Annotated in this window: 17 protein-coding genes; 7 read left to right on the top strand and 10 right to left on the bottom strand. The window is 66.5% G+C overall.

What is annotated here, in order from left to right:
• Positions 1–168 precede the first annotated feature (168 nt).
• The gene (locus ABZ293_RS26670; RefSeq protein ID WP_355184954.1) at positions 169–528 is read left to right on the top strand and encodes a hypothetical protein; all 360 of its coding nucleotides are present in this window, start codon (positions 169–171) and stop codon (positions 526–528) included.
• Between the two features lie 51 nt (positions 529–579).
• Here ABZ293_RS26670 and ABZ293_RS26665 read toward each other — a convergent pair whose 3' ends face one another.
• A complete protein-coding gene (locus tag ABZ293_RS26665) occupies positions 580–2,007 on the bottom strand; it encodes an MFS transporter (RefSeq protein WP_355184952.1) in 1,428 nt (475 codons plus the stop codon).
• A 15-nt stretch (positions 2,008–2,022) separates the two neighbouring features.
• A complete protein-coding gene (locus ABZ293_RS26660; protein WP_355184950.1) occupies positions 2,023–2,826 on the bottom strand; it encodes a thioesterase family protein in 804 nt (267 codons plus the stop codon).
• A gap of 53 nt (positions 2,827–2,879) precedes the next feature.
• On the opposite strand from ABZ293_RS26660, the gene ABZ293_RS26655 reads away from it, so the two are divergent.
• The 4 genes from ABZ293_RS26655 (at position 2,880) to ABZ293_RS26640 (ending at position 4,763) form a co-directional block, all read left to right on the top strand.
• Positions 2,880–3,368 carry a helix-turn-helix domain-containing protein gene (locus ABZ293_RS26655; protein WP_355184948.1) on the top strand — a complete coding sequence of 163 codons (489 nt, stop codon included), beginning with the start codon at positions 2,880–2,882 and terminating at the stop codon, positions 3,366–3,368.
• Between the two features lie 25 nt (positions 3,369–3,393).
• Positions 3,394–3,810, top strand: a complete 417-nt coding sequence (locus ABZ293_RS26650) for an NUDIX domain-containing protein (RefSeq protein ID WP_355184946.1) — start codon at positions 3,394–3,396, stop codon at positions 3,808–3,810.
• Positions 3,811–3,848: 38 nt separating this feature from the next.
• On the top strand, positions 3,849–4,346 hold the full coding sequence (locus ABZ293_RS26645) for a hypothetical protein (RefSeq protein ID WP_355184944.1): 498 nt from the start codon (positions 3,849–3,851) through the stop codon (positions 4,344–4,346).
• A gap of 252 nt (positions 4,347–4,598) precedes the next feature.
• The gene (locus ABZ293_RS26640; RefSeq protein WP_355184942.1) at positions 4,599–4,763 is read left to right on the top strand and encodes a hypothetical protein; all 165 of its coding nucleotides are present in this window, start codon (positions 4,599–4,601) and stop codon (positions 4,761–4,763) included.
• Here ABZ293_RS26640 and ABZ293_RS26635 read toward each other — a convergent pair.
• From ABZ293_RS26635 to ABZ293_RS26615, 5 genes are all read right to left on the bottom strand, one after another.
• On the bottom strand, positions 4,760–5,368 hold the full coding sequence (locus tag ABZ293_RS26635; RefSeq protein ID WP_355184940.1) for an ATP/GTP-binding protein: 609 nt from the start codon (positions 5,366–5,368) through the stop codon (positions 4,760–4,762). The two genes, ABZ293_RS26640 and ABZ293_RS26635, sit on opposite strands and share 4 nt — an antisense overlap.
• Positions 5,349–5,723, bottom strand: coding sequence for a DUF742 domain-containing protein (locus ABZ293_RS26630; protein WP_355184938.1), 375 nt, complete (start codon positions 5,721–5,723; stop codon positions 5,349–5,351). The genes ABZ293_RS26635 and ABZ293_RS26630 overlap by 20 nt, the downstream gene beginning before the upstream one ends.
• The gene (locus ABZ293_RS26625) at positions 5,720–6,115 is read right to left on the bottom strand and encodes a roadblock/LC7 domain-containing protein (RefSeq protein WP_355184936.1); all 396 of its coding nucleotides are present in this window, start codon (positions 6,113–6,115) and stop codon (positions 5,720–5,722) included. Before ABZ293_RS26625 ends, ABZ293_RS26630 begins: the two co-directional genes overlap by 4 nt.
• Positions 6,093–8,579 carry a nitrate- and nitrite sensing domain-containing protein gene (locus ABZ293_RS26620; RefSeq protein WP_355184934.1) on the bottom strand — a complete coding sequence of 829 codons (2,487 nt, stop codon included), beginning with the start codon at positions 8,577–8,579 and terminating at the stop codon, positions 6,093–6,095. The genes ABZ293_RS26625 and ABZ293_RS26620 overlap by 23 nt, the downstream gene beginning before the upstream one ends.
• Before the next feature lie 355 nt (positions 8,580–8,934).
• The gene (locus ABZ293_RS26615) at positions 8,935–9,663 is read right to left on the bottom strand and encodes a TetR/AcrR family transcriptional regulator C-terminal domain-containing protein (RefSeq protein ID WP_355184932.1); all 729 of its coding nucleotides are present in this window, start codon (positions 9,661–9,663) and stop codon (positions 8,935–8,937) included.
• Between the two features lie 511 nt (positions 9,664–10,174).
• On the opposite strand from ABZ293_RS26615, the gene ABZ293_RS26610 reads away from it, so the two are divergent.
• A complete protein-coding gene (locus tag ABZ293_RS26610; protein WP_355184930.1) occupies positions 10,175–11,743 on the top strand; it encodes a carboxylesterase family protein in 1,569 nt (522 codons plus the stop codon).
• Positions 11,744–11,948: 205 nt separating this feature from the next.
• Here ABZ293_RS26610 and ABZ293_RS26605 read toward each other — a convergent pair whose 3' ends face one another.
• Positions 11,949–12,317 (bottom strand): DoxX family protein, encoded by a 369-nt coding sequence (locus tag ABZ293_RS26605; RefSeq protein ID WP_354960369.1) that lies wholly within the window; start codon positions 12,315–12,317, stop codon positions 11,949–11,951.
• A gap of 180 nt (positions 12,318–12,497) precedes the next feature.
• On the opposite strand from ABZ293_RS26605, the gene ABZ293_RS26600 reads away from it, so the two are divergent.
• A complete protein-coding gene (locus ABZ293_RS26600) occupies positions 12,498–14,051 on the top strand; it encodes a succinic semialdehyde dehydrogenase (protein WP_355184928.1) in 1,554 nt (517 codons plus the stop codon).
• A 156-nt stretch (positions 14,052–14,207) separates the two neighbouring features.
• Here ABZ293_RS26600 and ABZ293_RS26595 read toward each other — a convergent pair whose 3' ends face one another.
• The gene (locus ABZ293_RS26595) at positions 14,208–14,600 is read right to left on the bottom strand and encodes a DUF779 domain-containing protein (protein WP_355184926.1); all 393 of its coding nucleotides are present in this window, start codon (positions 14,598–14,600) and stop codon (positions 14,208–14,210) included.
• A partial coding sequence (locus tag ABZ293_RS26590; RefSeq protein ID WP_355184924.1) for an aldehyde dehydrogenase family protein occupies positions 14,600–14,918 on the bottom strand: 319 nt, incomplete at its 5' end. The genes ABZ293_RS26590 and ABZ293_RS26595, both read right to left, overlap by 1 nt.

The following is a 14,918-nucleotide window of genomic DNA, read 5'->3' as shown; positions in this document are numbered from 1 at the left end:
GCCGCGCCACGACGTTGCGGGCCATCTTCTGCCGACCGTCGGCGCTATCGAAGCCTGTCTGCGTCAACAGAAGTCGCGTGCGACGGCCCCGCGGCCGAGCGCCAAGTCGACAACCCGCCGCGCGGGATATCGAGCTCGCAGACCGACCCGGCTGGACGCCGCGGCACGATGATCCTCGGACACCGGCTGGACGTTCTGGGCGCCAACCCGCTCGCCAAGGCCCTGTTCACCGACTTAGACGCCCTGCCGAGCCGCGATCGCAACCTCGCCCGGTTCGTTTTCCTCGACCCTACCGCCCACGACCTGCTCGCCGACGGGGAGACCGCCGCCCGTGGCACGGTCGCTGCCCTGCGGCTGTACGCGGGCCGCCATCGGCACGACCCGCGCCTGAACGAACTGGTCGGTGAGCTCTCCGGCTTTGGCCCGCAACGTGATCACTGTCGCCGTCAGCAGCGCCAGCAGCCGCAGGCGTCGGGCTGTGGTGGTGTCAAGCCATCCGCGGACAGCTTCCAACGAATCGGCCGTTGAAACAGTCCGGCGCTCGCCGATCTCGAAGCTGGGCGAGCGCCGGTCGGGGTGTCAGGCGGTGACCTGCTCGCTCACCGACTCCTGTTGTGCGGCAGCTGGTTTCGGCATGTGTGCGCCGAGGCCGATGAGTCCGGCCAGCACCGCGGCGGCCGCGCTGACGTACCAGCTGCGGTGGAATGCGTCGAGGGTGGCCTGTGGTCCGGTGGGGGAGCCGAGGGTTGCGACCAGGATGGCGACACCGATGGCGAGGCCCAGTTGGCGTGACATGCTCAGGACTGCCGAGCCGGTGGCGAAGCGCTGTGGCGGCAGACCCGCGCTGCCCGCGGCAAAGGCGGTCGGCAGTGTGAGGCCGACGCCGAGGCCGCTGACCACCATGCCGCCGAGCAGCCCGCCCACATAGTCGGGTTCCAGGGTGATGGCCCGGGCCCACCACACCATGCCCGCCGCGAACAACACCCCGCCCGCGGCGATCACCGGACCCGCACCGACCCGGCCAATGAACCGGCCCGCGAGTATCGCGACGAGCGGCACCACCAGTGGTCCGGGCGCAATAGCCAAGCCGGTCTTCAGCGCCGACCAGCCCCACACGTTCTGCGCCCACAGCACCACTGAGAGCAGCATCCCCGCGAACGCGATCTGGAAGAACAGCGAATTGCCCGCCATCAGTACAAAATTCGGCGCACGCAGCAGCGCCGGATCCACTACCGGACTGTGGTGACGTGCCGAGGAAATCCTGAACGCGACTCCGAACACCACCGCGACCGCGAAGGAGATGAGCACCCCCGCCGACGTCCATCCCCAATCCGCACCCTTCACCAACGCCAGGATCAGTGCCCCGATCGAGCCGATCAGCATGACCGCACCGAAGACATCGGGCAGTGCGCCGCCGTCCCCGCACACCTGTGGCAGCAGCCGCAGCCCGACCGCGAGCGCTGCCAATCCGATCGGCACATTCACCAGAAATACCCAGCGCCAATCGATTTCGACGAGCAACCCGCCGATCACCGGGCCGAGCGCGGCGCCGAGACCGCCGAAGGCCACCCACAGCCGTACGGCCATCGGACGCCGTTCGGCCGGGGTGGCGGTCAGCACCAGCCCCAGCGAGGACGGTGTCAGCATCGCCGCGCCGACCGCCTGCAACACCCGAAACGCCACCAGCGACTGCACATTCCAGGCCGCCGAGCAAAGCCCCGACCCCAGTACGAAGATGGCGAGCCCGATCAGGAATGTGGCTCGGTTGCTGCCGCGATCGCCGAGTCGCCCGGCAGGCACCAGCAGCGCGGCGAAGACGATCGCGTAGGCATTGAGCACCCACGACAGGCCCGAAAGTTGGGTATCGCCGAAATCGCGCGCCATATCGGGCAGTGCGACATTGACGATGAACAGATCTAGGCTCGACAGCAGAATGCCGACCGAGACGATGGCCAGCACCACCCGGGAATCGACAGGCCGATCCTTCGATGTGACAACGGAACTCACGACTATGTCTCCGATTCAGCCGAGCACTCGGCGGGTTTGGCGGGCCGAGGCCAGTAGCGCACCGCCGCGATCCCAGATATCGATGTCGTCCACCGACCAACCGCCACTGGTGCTGGCATTGGTCGCGCGGATGAGGACCGGCTGATGGGTCGGCCGGGTCAGGTCGGTGTGCAGATGCATCGAGAACGCCACCGTCGGCACGGCGACCGGCATGGTCAGGGTGGGGAAGAAGGCGGGCGGTAGCGCGTCCACGAGCACCGCGAGCGTCGCGGCATCGGTCGGCAACCGTGGCACCAGCGAGATCCACGCGCACATCCACGCCTCATCCGCGCCGGTGAGCGGCAGCGGCCCCGCGGCCGGGCGGATCTCGAAATGCGCTCCGACGGGCACGATTTCCGGTGGCAGCCGGAACGGCGCACAGTCATCGGGCGCGGGCACCTGCGGCGCGGTGGCCGGCAGGAGATCAGGGACCCGGGTGGGCGTGGTCCGGCCGAAGGTGACCGCCGCGGATGCGATGGATTTTCCCTCTTGATCGGCCATTACCTCGACGACCGCGGTGCTGCGTCCCACCGGATGCGAAGTCGTCCGGAAGGTGAGCACCCCGTCCGCCGGTCGGCCGAGGAACCGCAGATCCAGCGCACGCACCGGGAGGTCGTCGCCGCCCGCGCGCCGCGCGACCTCGACCAGGAGTCCCGCGATAACACCACCGTGCGGGCCGGTCCAACCGCCCCAGGTCTTATCGATCTGGGCCCGCCAGATGCGGTAGTCGGTCTCGGCCAAGGCGAACTCGTCACCCAGCCGACTAGTGAGTTGCATCATGAAACGAACCATAGGTCAGTTAGTTCTTTCAAGCAACCGACTATGCTGGGCCCATGCGCAGGACCAGCTTCGACGAGATGAACTGCTCGGTCGCCCAATGCCTGGAGGTGGTGGGCGAGTGGTGGACGCTGCTGATCGTGCGTGACGCGCTCTTCGGCGTGACTCGCTTCGACGACTTCCGCGCGCGTCTGGGCATCGCGCGCAATGTGCTCACCCAGCGCCTGGAGCACCTGGTCGCGCACGACATCATGGTGAAGGTTCCCTACCAGGAGAATCCGGTCCGCTACGACTATCGACTCACGCCCAAGGGACGCTCACTGTGGCTCGTCGTGAACGCCATGCGGCAATGGGGCGACGAATGGGCCGCGCCCGACGGTCCGCCGGTGCAGGCGGTCCATGAAAGCTGCGGCAAGACCACGGTGGTCGAACCGGTCTGCGCCGAATGCGGTGAGCACGTGCAGGGGTCCGATCTGCGCCCGGTCGACGGCCCTGGCGCGGGCGGGCACTCGATACTCCCCGCCAGCCTCCAGCACACCCACTGAGTGCCACGTCCATTAGGCTGCGGCGGTGGCGGATGGGCGAGTGGAGAAGCTGATCGACACGGTCGCGTGGGTGCGCATCGAGAGCGGGCGCATTCTGTGCGCGCGCCCGAAGGGCAAGGACATCTTCTATATTCCGGGCGGCAAACGCGAGGGCACGGAATCCGATCTGCAGACGCTGCTGCGCGAGATCGAGGAGGAACTGACCGTCGCTCTGGTCCCGGAAACCGTCGCCCACTTCGGGACCTACGAGGCCGCGCTGCACGGACCCGCCACCGATGTGATCGTCCGAATGAGTTGCTACACCGCCGACTATCGCGGCACGCTCGCGGCCAGCAGTGAAATCGAAGAGGTCGCCTGGTTCTCCTACGCCGACCGCGCACTGGTGCCACCGGTGGATCAACTGCTCTTCGACGATCTCGTCGACGCGGGTCGATTGGCATGATGCGCTAGCGTGCCCACCGAAGGGATACCGTCGATGTCATGACCACGGTTCGCACACTGTTGCGTTGGGCCGCATACGCGTTGGTGGCGCCGGTGCTCGCCCTCGGCCCCATCGCCAGCCGGTTGCGCGTTCCGCGCCGGATGCTCGCCATCTTCATCGCGCCGCGCGATGCCTTGGCGGTGCGTGCGACCGTGCATTCGATGCTTGCCGTCGCAGTCGGCCTGGTGACCTGGTTTCTAGCCTTTCTGGCCACCGTCGCGGCGGTGCGTGGGGCCGTCTACCCGCTGATAGCGGCCGACGATCTGGAGCACTCGTGGGGTGGTCCGACCTTGGCCGGAGCCTGGGCGGTGCACGCATTGCTCGGGATCGGCCTGCTGCCCGCGTGGGGTCTGTTGCTGGCCGGACTCGGCGTCGTGCAGGTGCGACTCACCCGGCGGCTGCTCGGCCGGGACGGGCCGTGGTGGCCACTTCCGGTATCGCTGCTGTTGACGGTCGGCGGCGTACTGCTCTTCATCTCCTGGCTGCACCAGATCTGAGATTGCCGACCCGTCGAAATGTGACGACCGCTACTGCCCGCTGGTGCGGTGGTGAATCATGCTGCGCCGCCTAGTCATTCCGACCGTGCTCACGGTGATCGCGATCGCCGGGGACATGGCCTTGGCGTTCAGTATGAAGTCCACACCGACCGCGGCGCCGCCAACACCCGCGCGGTAGTCCGTTTCGACGCGCAGACCCGCGACCTTGATCCCGCGCTGACCTGTGGCAGGAATGTGCGAGCAGCGTGAATCATGTGCACATCGTCGCAGGTCCGGGAGTATGAGGGGATCTGGCTGGTCACCCTCGAATCCGCACTCGGTGAACAAACCGAACGCCGACTCGTCGGCTGTCTCGACGACTGGGAGGTCGCTGGCATCACCGGCCGCTGCATCGGCCCCCGCTGCGAATACCGCTAGGTCGCAACCGGTGCCCGTCCGGCGCGTTCGATGAGGTGTTGCACCAGTTCGAGTAGTACTTGTTTGCAGGAGGCGCGGTCGCGGGCGTCGCAGAGCAGTGTGGGGATGTGGGGGTCGAGGTCGAGAGCGTCGCGGACCTCGTCGACGGTGTAGACCGGTGCGCCGTCGAAGCAGTTGACCGCGACCAGGAACGGCAGCCCACGGCGTTCGAAGAAGTCTACGGCGGCAAAGGAATTGCCGAGGCGGCGGGTGTCGGCGATGACGACCGCGCCGAGTGCTCCACGTGAGAGTTCATCCCACAGGAACCAGAATCGGTCCTGGCCCGGTGTCCCGAACAGGTAGAGCACCAACTCGCTGTCGATGGTGATCCGACCGAAGTCCAGTGCGACCGTGGTGGTGGTCTTCTGTTCGACGCCGGATAGGTCGTCGATGCCGGTGCTGACCTCGGTGATCAGTTCCTCGGTGCGCAGCGGCGCGACCTCGCTGATTGATGAGACCATGGTCGTTTTGCCGACGCCGAAGCCACCGGCGATGAGAATCTTGACCGAGGCGGCCAGATGCGGTGTCGCACCGGGTCGGGTCGGGTCAAAGCTTTCGGATGCCATCCAGTACCGCTCGCAATACGTTGAGATCGCCGGGGCCCGCATCCGGCTGTACCGGTGCCCGGAAGATCAAGTGGCCCTCGCCGATCAGGTCGCCGACGAGGATCTTGGTTACCGCCAAGGGAAGTTTCACATGCGCAGCCACCTCGGCGACCGACTGCGGAACGCGGCACAGCGCGACGATGTCCGCGTATTCGGGTTCGGTGCGGCGCAGGGTGGGCGCGCGATCGGCCATGACGACCACGGTGAGCATGTCCAGATCGTGACCTGCCCCCATGACCCGCCCGCGGGTCAGCGCATAGGGCCGGACCAGCGGACCGGCATCCTCATCGAACCATTGCCCGCCGCTGCGTGTCATGGCAGTCGCGCTGGGGTCGATAGGTAGGTGCCGACGCGTTGCACGGTGACGTTCATTTCGTAGGCGACCATTCCGAGATTCGCGGTTTCGGCCGCCTGCAGGGCCAGGCAGGCATTGTCCCCGGCCGAGGTCACGAACAGTACGGCGCGATCGAGTTCGATCACCGCCTGGCGGACCCCGCCGCCCTCGAAACGGCTGCCCGCGCTGCGGGCCAGTCCGTAGAGGGTGGAGGACATGGCGGCGAAATGTTCGGCGTCCTCGCGGGTCATCGCGGTGGAACGGCCCAGCAGCAGGCCGTCGGTGGACAGCACCACCGCATAACGCACGCCCGCCAGCCGATCGACTAGATCATCGAGCAGCCAATTGAGATCACCGGGGCTGGAAGAAGTCACCGTTGCCTTCCTGTTCATCCGAGGGATTGACGGCAGGCGCAGCGGATGCGCCGTAATGCTCAGTGGATGCTACCTCGGGCACCACAACATCGGGGATCGCGGAATCGGGGACCGCGCGGCGGCCCTGTCTGGTCCCATTTTCGATGGCCGACATCAGATCTCGGGCCTGCTCGGCCGAGCGCTCCCGCTCCGGCTGCTGTTCGGTAGCCGGTTCCGCCGGGGCCTGCTGCGCCAATTGTGGTGCGATACTGGCCTGTCGGTTGCGGCGCGGCAGCGCCGGCCTGGTGTCGGATGCCGATGGCTGCGGCGCCTCGAACGCGGGCCGCGGCGGATCCGCCGGAGTCACGGGCGCTACCGCGGGCGGAGCCAGTGGCGGCGCGGTGAGCACCGCGGAATCGGACTCGGCGGCGCCATAGGGCGAGGAGTCGACGAAGGGGACCGGATGCCGTCGTCTGCGCACCGAATCCGATGGTTCCGAACCCGACGTGAGCGCGGGGGTTGTTCCGTCGGCGAGCAGGGACTTCGGGATGAGCACGATGGCGCGGACGCCACCGTAATCGGATTCGGTCAACCGGACCGAAACACTGTGGCGGGCGGCCAGCTGCGCGACGACGAACAGTCCGAGACGCGAATCCGCCGACAGTGCGGCGACACCGAAATCCGGTGGCTGGCGCAGCATTTCGTTGACCCTGGTGATCTCGGACTCGGGCATGCCCATGCCCTGATCGCTGATTTCGACGACCACACCCTTGCCGACCACATTGCCGGTCACCTCGACCCGCGACTGCGGCGGCGAGAACGAGGTCGCATTGTCCACCAGTTCGGCGAGCAGGTGGATGAGGTCGGCCACGACCGCGCCGAGTACCTGCGCCTCCGGGAGCCGGGCCACCCGAACCCGGGCGTAGTCCAGGGTTTCGCCGACCGCGCTGCGCACCAGATCGAGCAGCGGCACCGGATTGCGCCACTGACGTCCGGGCCGACCGCCGCCCAGGATGATCAGGTTCTCGGCATTGCGGCGTTCCCGGGTGGCCAGGTGGTCGAGCCGGAACAGCGTGTCCAGCAGGGCCGGATCCTCTTGGCGCTCTTCGGCTTTGTCCAGGATCTCCAACTGCCGGTGCACCACGATCTGGCTGCGGTGGGCGATATTGAGGAAGACCGCCTTCACGCCCTCGCGGGTGCGCGCCTCGTTCACCGCGCCCGCGACGGCCGCGGCGTGCGCATGCTGGAATGCCTTGGCCACCTGGCCGATTTCGTCGGAACCATAGTTCAGGTTCGCTGCCTCGGCATCGGGATCGATGAGTTCGCCCTCGCCCAGCCGCCGCATGAGCTCGGGCAGACGCTCATCGGCCAGGGCCAGGGTTTCGCCGCGAAGTCGCTTGAGCCTGCGGATGACTCGGTTGGCCAGCAGGATCGCGATGACAAATGCCAACAGGCTGACCGCCACGACACCGCCGCCCGCCCACGCGGAGGTCTCGGTGGCGTCGGCGGCCTTGTCCTCGGCGAGTCTCTGTGAGTTCTTGTTCTGGGCGATCCAGACGTCGATCAGTCCGCGGTTCACCTCGGCGGCGGCATTGTGCCACTCCTGCGGGCTCAACGGCAGTGGCGGCGGCGTCGACTGCTTGCCGGTGCCACTGGACGTGCTCGATGAGCTGGTGCCGGTGGAAGTTGTGCTCGTCGCGGTCATATTGCGCTGGGCCACAGCGTTTTCCATGGCCGTCAACTGCTGCCAGGCCTGACCGGCCATCAGCGCGTGCAGGCTCTCCTGCAGCTTCGGGTCGAGCTCGCCCGCCAGATTGGCGACTTCGGCGTGGTAGAAGCCGCTCTCGTGCAGGAACTCCTCGATCGAAATGGGGGTCGGCCCGTTCACATTGACGATCACGGCCGCGAGCGCGTTGCTGCGCGACATCGCCTCGGTCGCCAGGAAGATCCGCATACCGTCGGCGATATGCACGCCGATCTCGGCATCCGGCGCGGTCTGCTCGGCGATCTCGGTGCCGAAAGAGATGACATCGAGCAGCCGGTTGTAGAAGTTGTACGCGTCGGGGATGGGCAGTGCGCCCGCATCGGTTGCGGTGCGCACCTGGGTCATCGACGTCGAGAGCGTCATGAAGTTGGCGGCATTGTCGCCGATCTTGGAATCGTCGACCTCACGCAATCTGTCGCCAGCCGCGACAAGGCCCTTCAGCGCGCTGTCCAGCCGGATCCGGGCCGCGCCGAGTGCGGGTGCCGCGGTCTCGTCGCCGGTGAGCGCGGCCAGCGTGAGCTGACGTTCACTTTGGACGGCCTCCAGCAATTCCCGGATCGAGGGAATCGCCTGCTGATTCTGCGACGCCCAGTTCTTGGCCTTATTTCCCTCGGCAACCAGGTATCCCGCCGATCCCACGCCGACCACGAGCAGAGTCAGGCTCGGGACGAGCGCGATCGCCAGAATCCGCGTTCGGACCCCGAGCCTCGCTCTGAACATCGACCCAACCTAAATCAGTTGTGACCATTTCGTTTCCCGCGTCCCGGTGAGCGGGACCCGATTTGACATTCCGAAACGGCGCCGGTCCGGATTCGACTCCCACCCCCGATCGGCTGGAACTGTTGCGCCGCATCGGGTTCCCTGTAGTAATCGCGCGAAAACCAACGGCAATGGCTTGACCAGCAGCGATGGCGTGTTGCTGGTTCGAGCTGCGGATGGGCTCGGTTGGTGCTCGGCTTGGCTGCCGATGGGGTTGGTCGGTGTGCTGGAGATCGGGTTTCGTGGCGACGAGGGTGTTCGCGGACGAAGAGTTGGCGCGTCTGCGGGAGTTCCCGGATATTGGCGGCGGGAGCGACTACCCGGTTGGGTCCGCTCGTGAGCCGGAGCCTTGACGAACGATGGGCGGTTTTGCCTTCCCATCGTTGTGGCCTGCGCGTTCTTCGGTTGCCTGCCAAGCGGTCCGGTCACGAATTCCGCCGAGCACGGCGTCGAGCATCCGGTCGAATTCCGCCACGGACCCGAAGTCGGCCATGGTGGGTGCAAGGGCGGCCATCGTGGGGTACAGCATGGGGTCGATCGCGGGCACGGTTGCCGCACCGTCGGATCCGCCATTGAGGACCGCCAGCAGATATCCGTTGAGGAAGCCGAACAAGACCAGCGGTGCGTCCGAGATAACCTGGTCGGGCAGACCGGCCGTACGCATTGCGGTGACCAGCTGTTCCAGCGTGGCAAGGGCCGGCGGCGAGTTTTGCGGCCGGGTTGCCAGCAATGGGATCACGTGAGGGTGCCGGTAGGCGGTCTCCCGGTAGTTGTGCGCTGTCCAGCGAGCGATCTCTTCCCAGGTATCGGGTGCGCCCTCGGCGTTGATCGCCATCTCGGTGAGCACAGCCTCCGAGACCGCGTCCAGCAGCGCTGCCTTGCCCTTGATGTGGTTGTAGATCGACATCGGGTCGACCCCGAGCTCGTCAGCGAGCCGCCGCACCCCGAAGCGCTCCAGGCCGTCACGGTCGACGAGTGCGACGGCGGCGGCCGCGATGCGCTCGCGGCTGAGCCCTGCCGACGTGCCCTGTGTGCGCCGGGCCACGTTCTACTCCCTCCTCTTGTCAAACCTACACCGTAGGATATACCGTCGCTACGAAACCTACATCGTAGGTATTGGGAATCGGAGTCGTATCAGGGAGCGGACATGAGCAAAGCCGTCGACGTCGAACGGCCAGTGGGGCCGAACTATTCGACCGTCACGGTCGAGGAACTGGTCGCCTACCGTGAAGCGAAGAACCGTTTCCGGGCGTCGGAGGCGGCGCGAGCGATCCTCGGGAGCCTGGATCCCGGCGCCACAATCACTGGCAGAAAGTGCCGCTGCCCGGCTGCGAACTCCCCGTCCGGGTGTATCGGCCCTCGCCCGAGCGCGGCGGCACGGGGATCGACCTGCCATTCGTAGTCCATGTGCACGGAGGCAGCTTCGTCGGCGTCTCTCGCCGAGTGTGACGGGTCTGGGACTGCCGCGTTTTCGCGCCACATCGTGGGTACAGCCGAGAAATGAAGAGGGGCTCCTCGATGGGCGTCGCGTGCTGGGCGGGAAGAAAGGAAGAATCTTGAACCGCAGAACATTTCTTCGCGGCGCGGCGGCGACCTCCGCGTTCGCCGCATTGGCCGCCGCCGGTTGCGGTGCTGGCAACACAACTGAATCAATCGTCGCGACGCGAGCCGGGCGAGTGCGGGGCATCGTGACCGCAGGTGTGCACGTGTTCAAGGGTGTGCCCTATGCCGCGCCACCGCAGGGTGTGGACCGCTATCTGCCGCCGCACCCGGTCCAGTCGTGGACCGGGGTGCGTGACGCGCTCGCCCTCGGCCCCACGCCACCGCAGCCGCCGACCCCGCCGCCGCTGGACTTCTCCGCGCCGCCGATTCCGGGCGCGGACTACCTCAACCTGAACATCTGGACCCCCGACCCCGGCTCGGCGCGCCTGCCGGTACTGGTGTGGATCTACGGTGGCGGTTTCGATACCGGCAGCAACGGACTCTACGACGGCAGCGCATTCGCCCGCGACGGCGTGGTGTTCGTCGCGATGAACTACCGGCTGGGTGCCGAGGGATTCCTGTTCCTCGACGACGGTGTGGCGAATGTCGGTCTGCTGGACCAGATTGCGGCGCTGGCATGGGTGCACGACAACATCGCGGCCTTCGGCGGCGACCCCGGCAACGTCACAATCTTCGGGCAGTCCTCCGGCGCCATGGCGGTGGGCACTCTGCTGGCGATGCCGGGCGCCACGGGGCTGTTTCGGCGCGCGATCATGGAAAGCGGTGCGGGCAATATCTGTTACTCCACCGACACCGCCCACGAGATCGGACAGCGCCTCATCGCGAAGCTCGGCGTGGAGCCGACACGCGACGCCGTCGCCGCAGTCGGTGTCGAGCGCGTGCTCGCCGCGCAAACCACGGTCATGGGTGACCTTGCGCAGCAACCGGATCCGCAACGCTGGGGCGGCGAGCCGGGATGCCGCATCAATATGTGGCGGCCCACGCTCGACGGCGCCACCCTGCCCGCCAAACCCATCGACGCCGTCACCGCTGGAGCGGGGGCCGATGTGGATGTGCTGCTCGGACACAACGGCGAAGAGGGACGACTGTCGCTGGTACCGTTCCGCAACCTTGATTCGGTCACCGAGGAGGAATTGACCACTGCGATGCGTATGTACCGGCTGCCCGTCGACCGGGCGCTACCGGCCTACCGCGCCGCCTACCCGGGCGCCGATCCCGGTGCATTGCTGGCGATCCTGCAGGCGGACTGGTATTACACCATCCCCGGCCTCCGGCTCGCCGACGCCCGCACCAGTGCACCGGCGGCCACCTACATGTACGAATTCGCCTGGCGCTCCCCACAATTCGATGGACAACTCGGATCATGCCACTTCCTCGAGGTCCCGTTCGTCTTCGACCAACTCCACGATCGGCGGATGCAATGGATCACCGGCCCGAACCCACCACAGCAGCTGGCCGATATCGTGCACCACACCTGGGTGCAGTTCGCCAGCACCGGGCGAGTGAACTGGCCGCATTACGAACCCGCCCGCAGGACAACCATGCGACTGGACCTCCAGCCCACCGTCGTTGACGACCCGTGCCCAGTCCGGGATCTGTGGGACGGAGTCGAGCTCTACTGACGCTGCTCATCTACCGCCCCACTGTCACCGCTGAAGCTGATCGTCTCAACGTGATTCGTGCGCAAGATAGCCGAGGCCGGAGAGATCCTGACCGGTCTGCGCGAGCAGGAGGTGCTGTTCGGAGTCGGCAATTTGATTACTACCGGAACCCCTCATCGTGATCGAGCGTCGGCGAAGGCCCTCGGTACCGGAATCGCCACCGCGTTCACAGGCCAGCGAAACGGCCGATGGCAACCAGGACGGCGATGATGAGGATCGTCGTGGTGATCGCGATATTGCGGGGTTCGCGCAGGCGCACGTGCGAGGTGATCGCGCCGATCATCACCACGGCGAAACCGACCGCGGCAAGCGGGGTGAGCACCCGCGCGATCCCGGTCCACCAGGGCACGATGATCCCGATGGCGCCGAGCAGTTCGCTGTAGGCGGTCAGCCGCACGACCGGCTTCGGGAATACCGCAACTCCGGTCTGGCCCATTTCGACCAGTTTCTCCTTGGGCTGCGTGGATTTCGCGAGCCCGGATGCGGTGAACACGATGGCAAGGAAGATCTGTCCGATCCACAACGCGACATTCATGATTCCTCCCTGAGTTCGTTGGGGGCAGGGTGTCCATAAGACAAATCAGGTCCGCGGAAGGTGACAGTTCCGGCCGAATACGCGTCGATCTCCGTCAACCGCGGGGTAGTGGCTGCTGCGGGCGCCCCGCGCGGCGTATGTTGTGTGTATCCCGGGGTTACTGACAAGTAGGAGGCACCGATGTCCGCGCCGAATGCCGAAGTCTTCGACCGTCTCAGTGCGCTCGCCGCGATCAATGATCCCGCCGAGCGTGCGCGCAAGACAATCGCCGAGACCTTCACCGGCAAACCACTGGGCACCGTGCCGGTGGGCAGCGCCGAGGACGTGACGGTCGCATTCGGCAAGGCCAGGGCGGCACAGGCCCGGTGGGCCGCGCGGTCGGCCAAGGACCGGGCCGAGGTGCTCGAGCGGTATCGGGAACTGGTCATCGAACAGCGGGAATTCCTGATGGACGTGATCCAGGCCGAAACCGGCAAGGCCCGCTGGGCCGCCCAGGAAGAGATCATGGGCCTGATCTTCGCGACTCGCTACTTCGCCAGGGTCGCGCCCGATCTGCTCGATGCGCACCGCGTGCCCGGCGCATTCCCGGTACTCAATCGCGCGAGCGTGCGCCATCAGCCCAAGGGCGTCGTCGGTGTGATCGCGCCGTGGAACTATCCGATGCTGCTGTCCATCGGCGATTCGATCCCGGCGCTGCTCGCGGGCAATGCGGTGGTCGTCAAGCCGGACAGCCAGACCCCGTTCTCCGCACTGGCCAGCGCGGAGCTGCTCTACCAGGCCGGGCTGCCCCGCGACCTGCTCGCGGTCGTACCCGGTCCGGGCACCGTGGTCGGCACCGCGATCGTCGACAGCTGCGACTACCTGATGTTCACCGGATCCTCAGCGACCGGGCGCACACTGGCCGAACAGTGCGGGCGCAGGCTTATCGGCTTCTCCGCCGAACTCGGCGGCAAGAACCCGATGATCGTCACCCGCGGCGCGAAATTGGATCGGGCCGCCAAGGCCGCGGTGCGGGCCGCCTTCTCCAATGCCGGACAGCTGTGCATCTCGATCGAGCGGCTGTACGTGGAGAAGGCGGTCGCCGCGGAGTTCACCGAGAAGTTCGTCGCCGCCGTCAAGGCCGCGAAACTCGGTGCCGCCTATGACTATTCGGCCGATATCGGCAGTCTGATCTCCGAGGCGCAATTGGAGACCGTCGCCAAACACGTCGCCGACGCGACCTCCAAGGGCGCGAAGGTGCTCGCTGGCGGTTCGGCGCGCCCGGATCTGGGGCCGCTGTTCTTCGAACCGACCGTCCTCGCCGATGTCACCGACGAGATGGAATGCGGTCGCAATGAAACCTTCGGCCCGCTGGTCTCGATCTACCCGGTCGAGAATGTCGAGCAGGCGATCGAGCTGGCCAACGACACCGAGTACGGACTGAACGCGAGCGTATGGGCGCAGAGCAAATCCGCGGGCGAGCGGATCGCCGAGCGGTTGCATGCAGGCACCGTCTGCGTCGACGAGGGATACGCACCGGCCTGGGGCACCACCGCCGCGCCGATGGGCGGTATGGGCATTTCCGGTGTCGGGCGCAGGCATGGCCCGGACGGTCTGCTGAAGTTCACTGAACCGCAGACGGTGGTCGTCACGCGATTCATGAATCTCGATGCGCCAGTGGTGATTTCGCAGGACAAGTGGCAGCGGCTGCTGATGACCCTCGCCCGCAGCTTGCGGTTCCTGCCCGGCCGCTGACCCCGCCCCCGACCCCGCCGTCCCGGTCTGCAGCGGGACGGCGGGGCCTCGCGGTGTCGGTCCGGGGCTGCGGAACCCCCTGGCCGAACACCGGGTTGTCGCCCGCGGACGCACCTACGCAGGCGTGAATCAGGCCGAGGCGACTGCTAGCGGCAGTCAGTCCATCCGATCGGCTCCCTTCCGTGGCGGTGGCCCGGCCGCGAGCACCGTAGTCTCCTCATCGGTCAGCAGCCGCGATCGGATGATGAAACGCATGCCCTCGGACGCCTCGAGTGAGATTCCGCTGCCGCGTCCACTCACCACGTCGACAGTGAGATGAGTATTTTTCCAGTGTTCGTACTGCTCGCCGCTGATCCAGAATTCGGTATGCCACGGCAGCCGACCCAGCAGCACATCCGTGCCGCCGATGCGGAATTCGCGCACACCGATGCACATCGGTGAGCAGCCGCCGGATTGATGGAACAGCACCGGGCCGTGCTGTTCGATCAACCGGCGCAACACTTCTCGCGCCCGCTCGGTGATCGCGACGCGGGCTACTCTGCCATGCATCAAAAGAGTCCGAGTTTTGTCGGTGAATAACTGACCAGCAAATTTTTGGTCTGCTGGTAGTGGTCGAGCATCATTTTGTGGTTTTCCCGGCCGATGCCGGATTTCTTGTACCCGCCGAAGGCGGCATGTGCGGGGTACGCGTGGAAACAATTGGTCCATACTCGCCCTGCCTTGATTGCCCGGCCCATCCGATACGCCGTGGTGATATCCCTGGTCCAGACGCCCGCGCCGAGCCCGTAGAGGGTGTCGTTGGCGATCCGGACTGCCTCGTCCACGGTGTCGAACCGGGTCACCGCGACCACCGGGCCGAAGATCTCC

This window comes from Nocardia sp. NPDC005998 (assembly GCF_040614395.1).
Classification (GTDB): Bacteria; Actinomycetota; Actinomycetes; order Mycobacteriales; family Mycobacteriaceae; genus Nocardia.
Note: the sequence above shows the minus strand (reverse complement) of the source record. Positions and strands in the feature narration are given on the sequence as shown.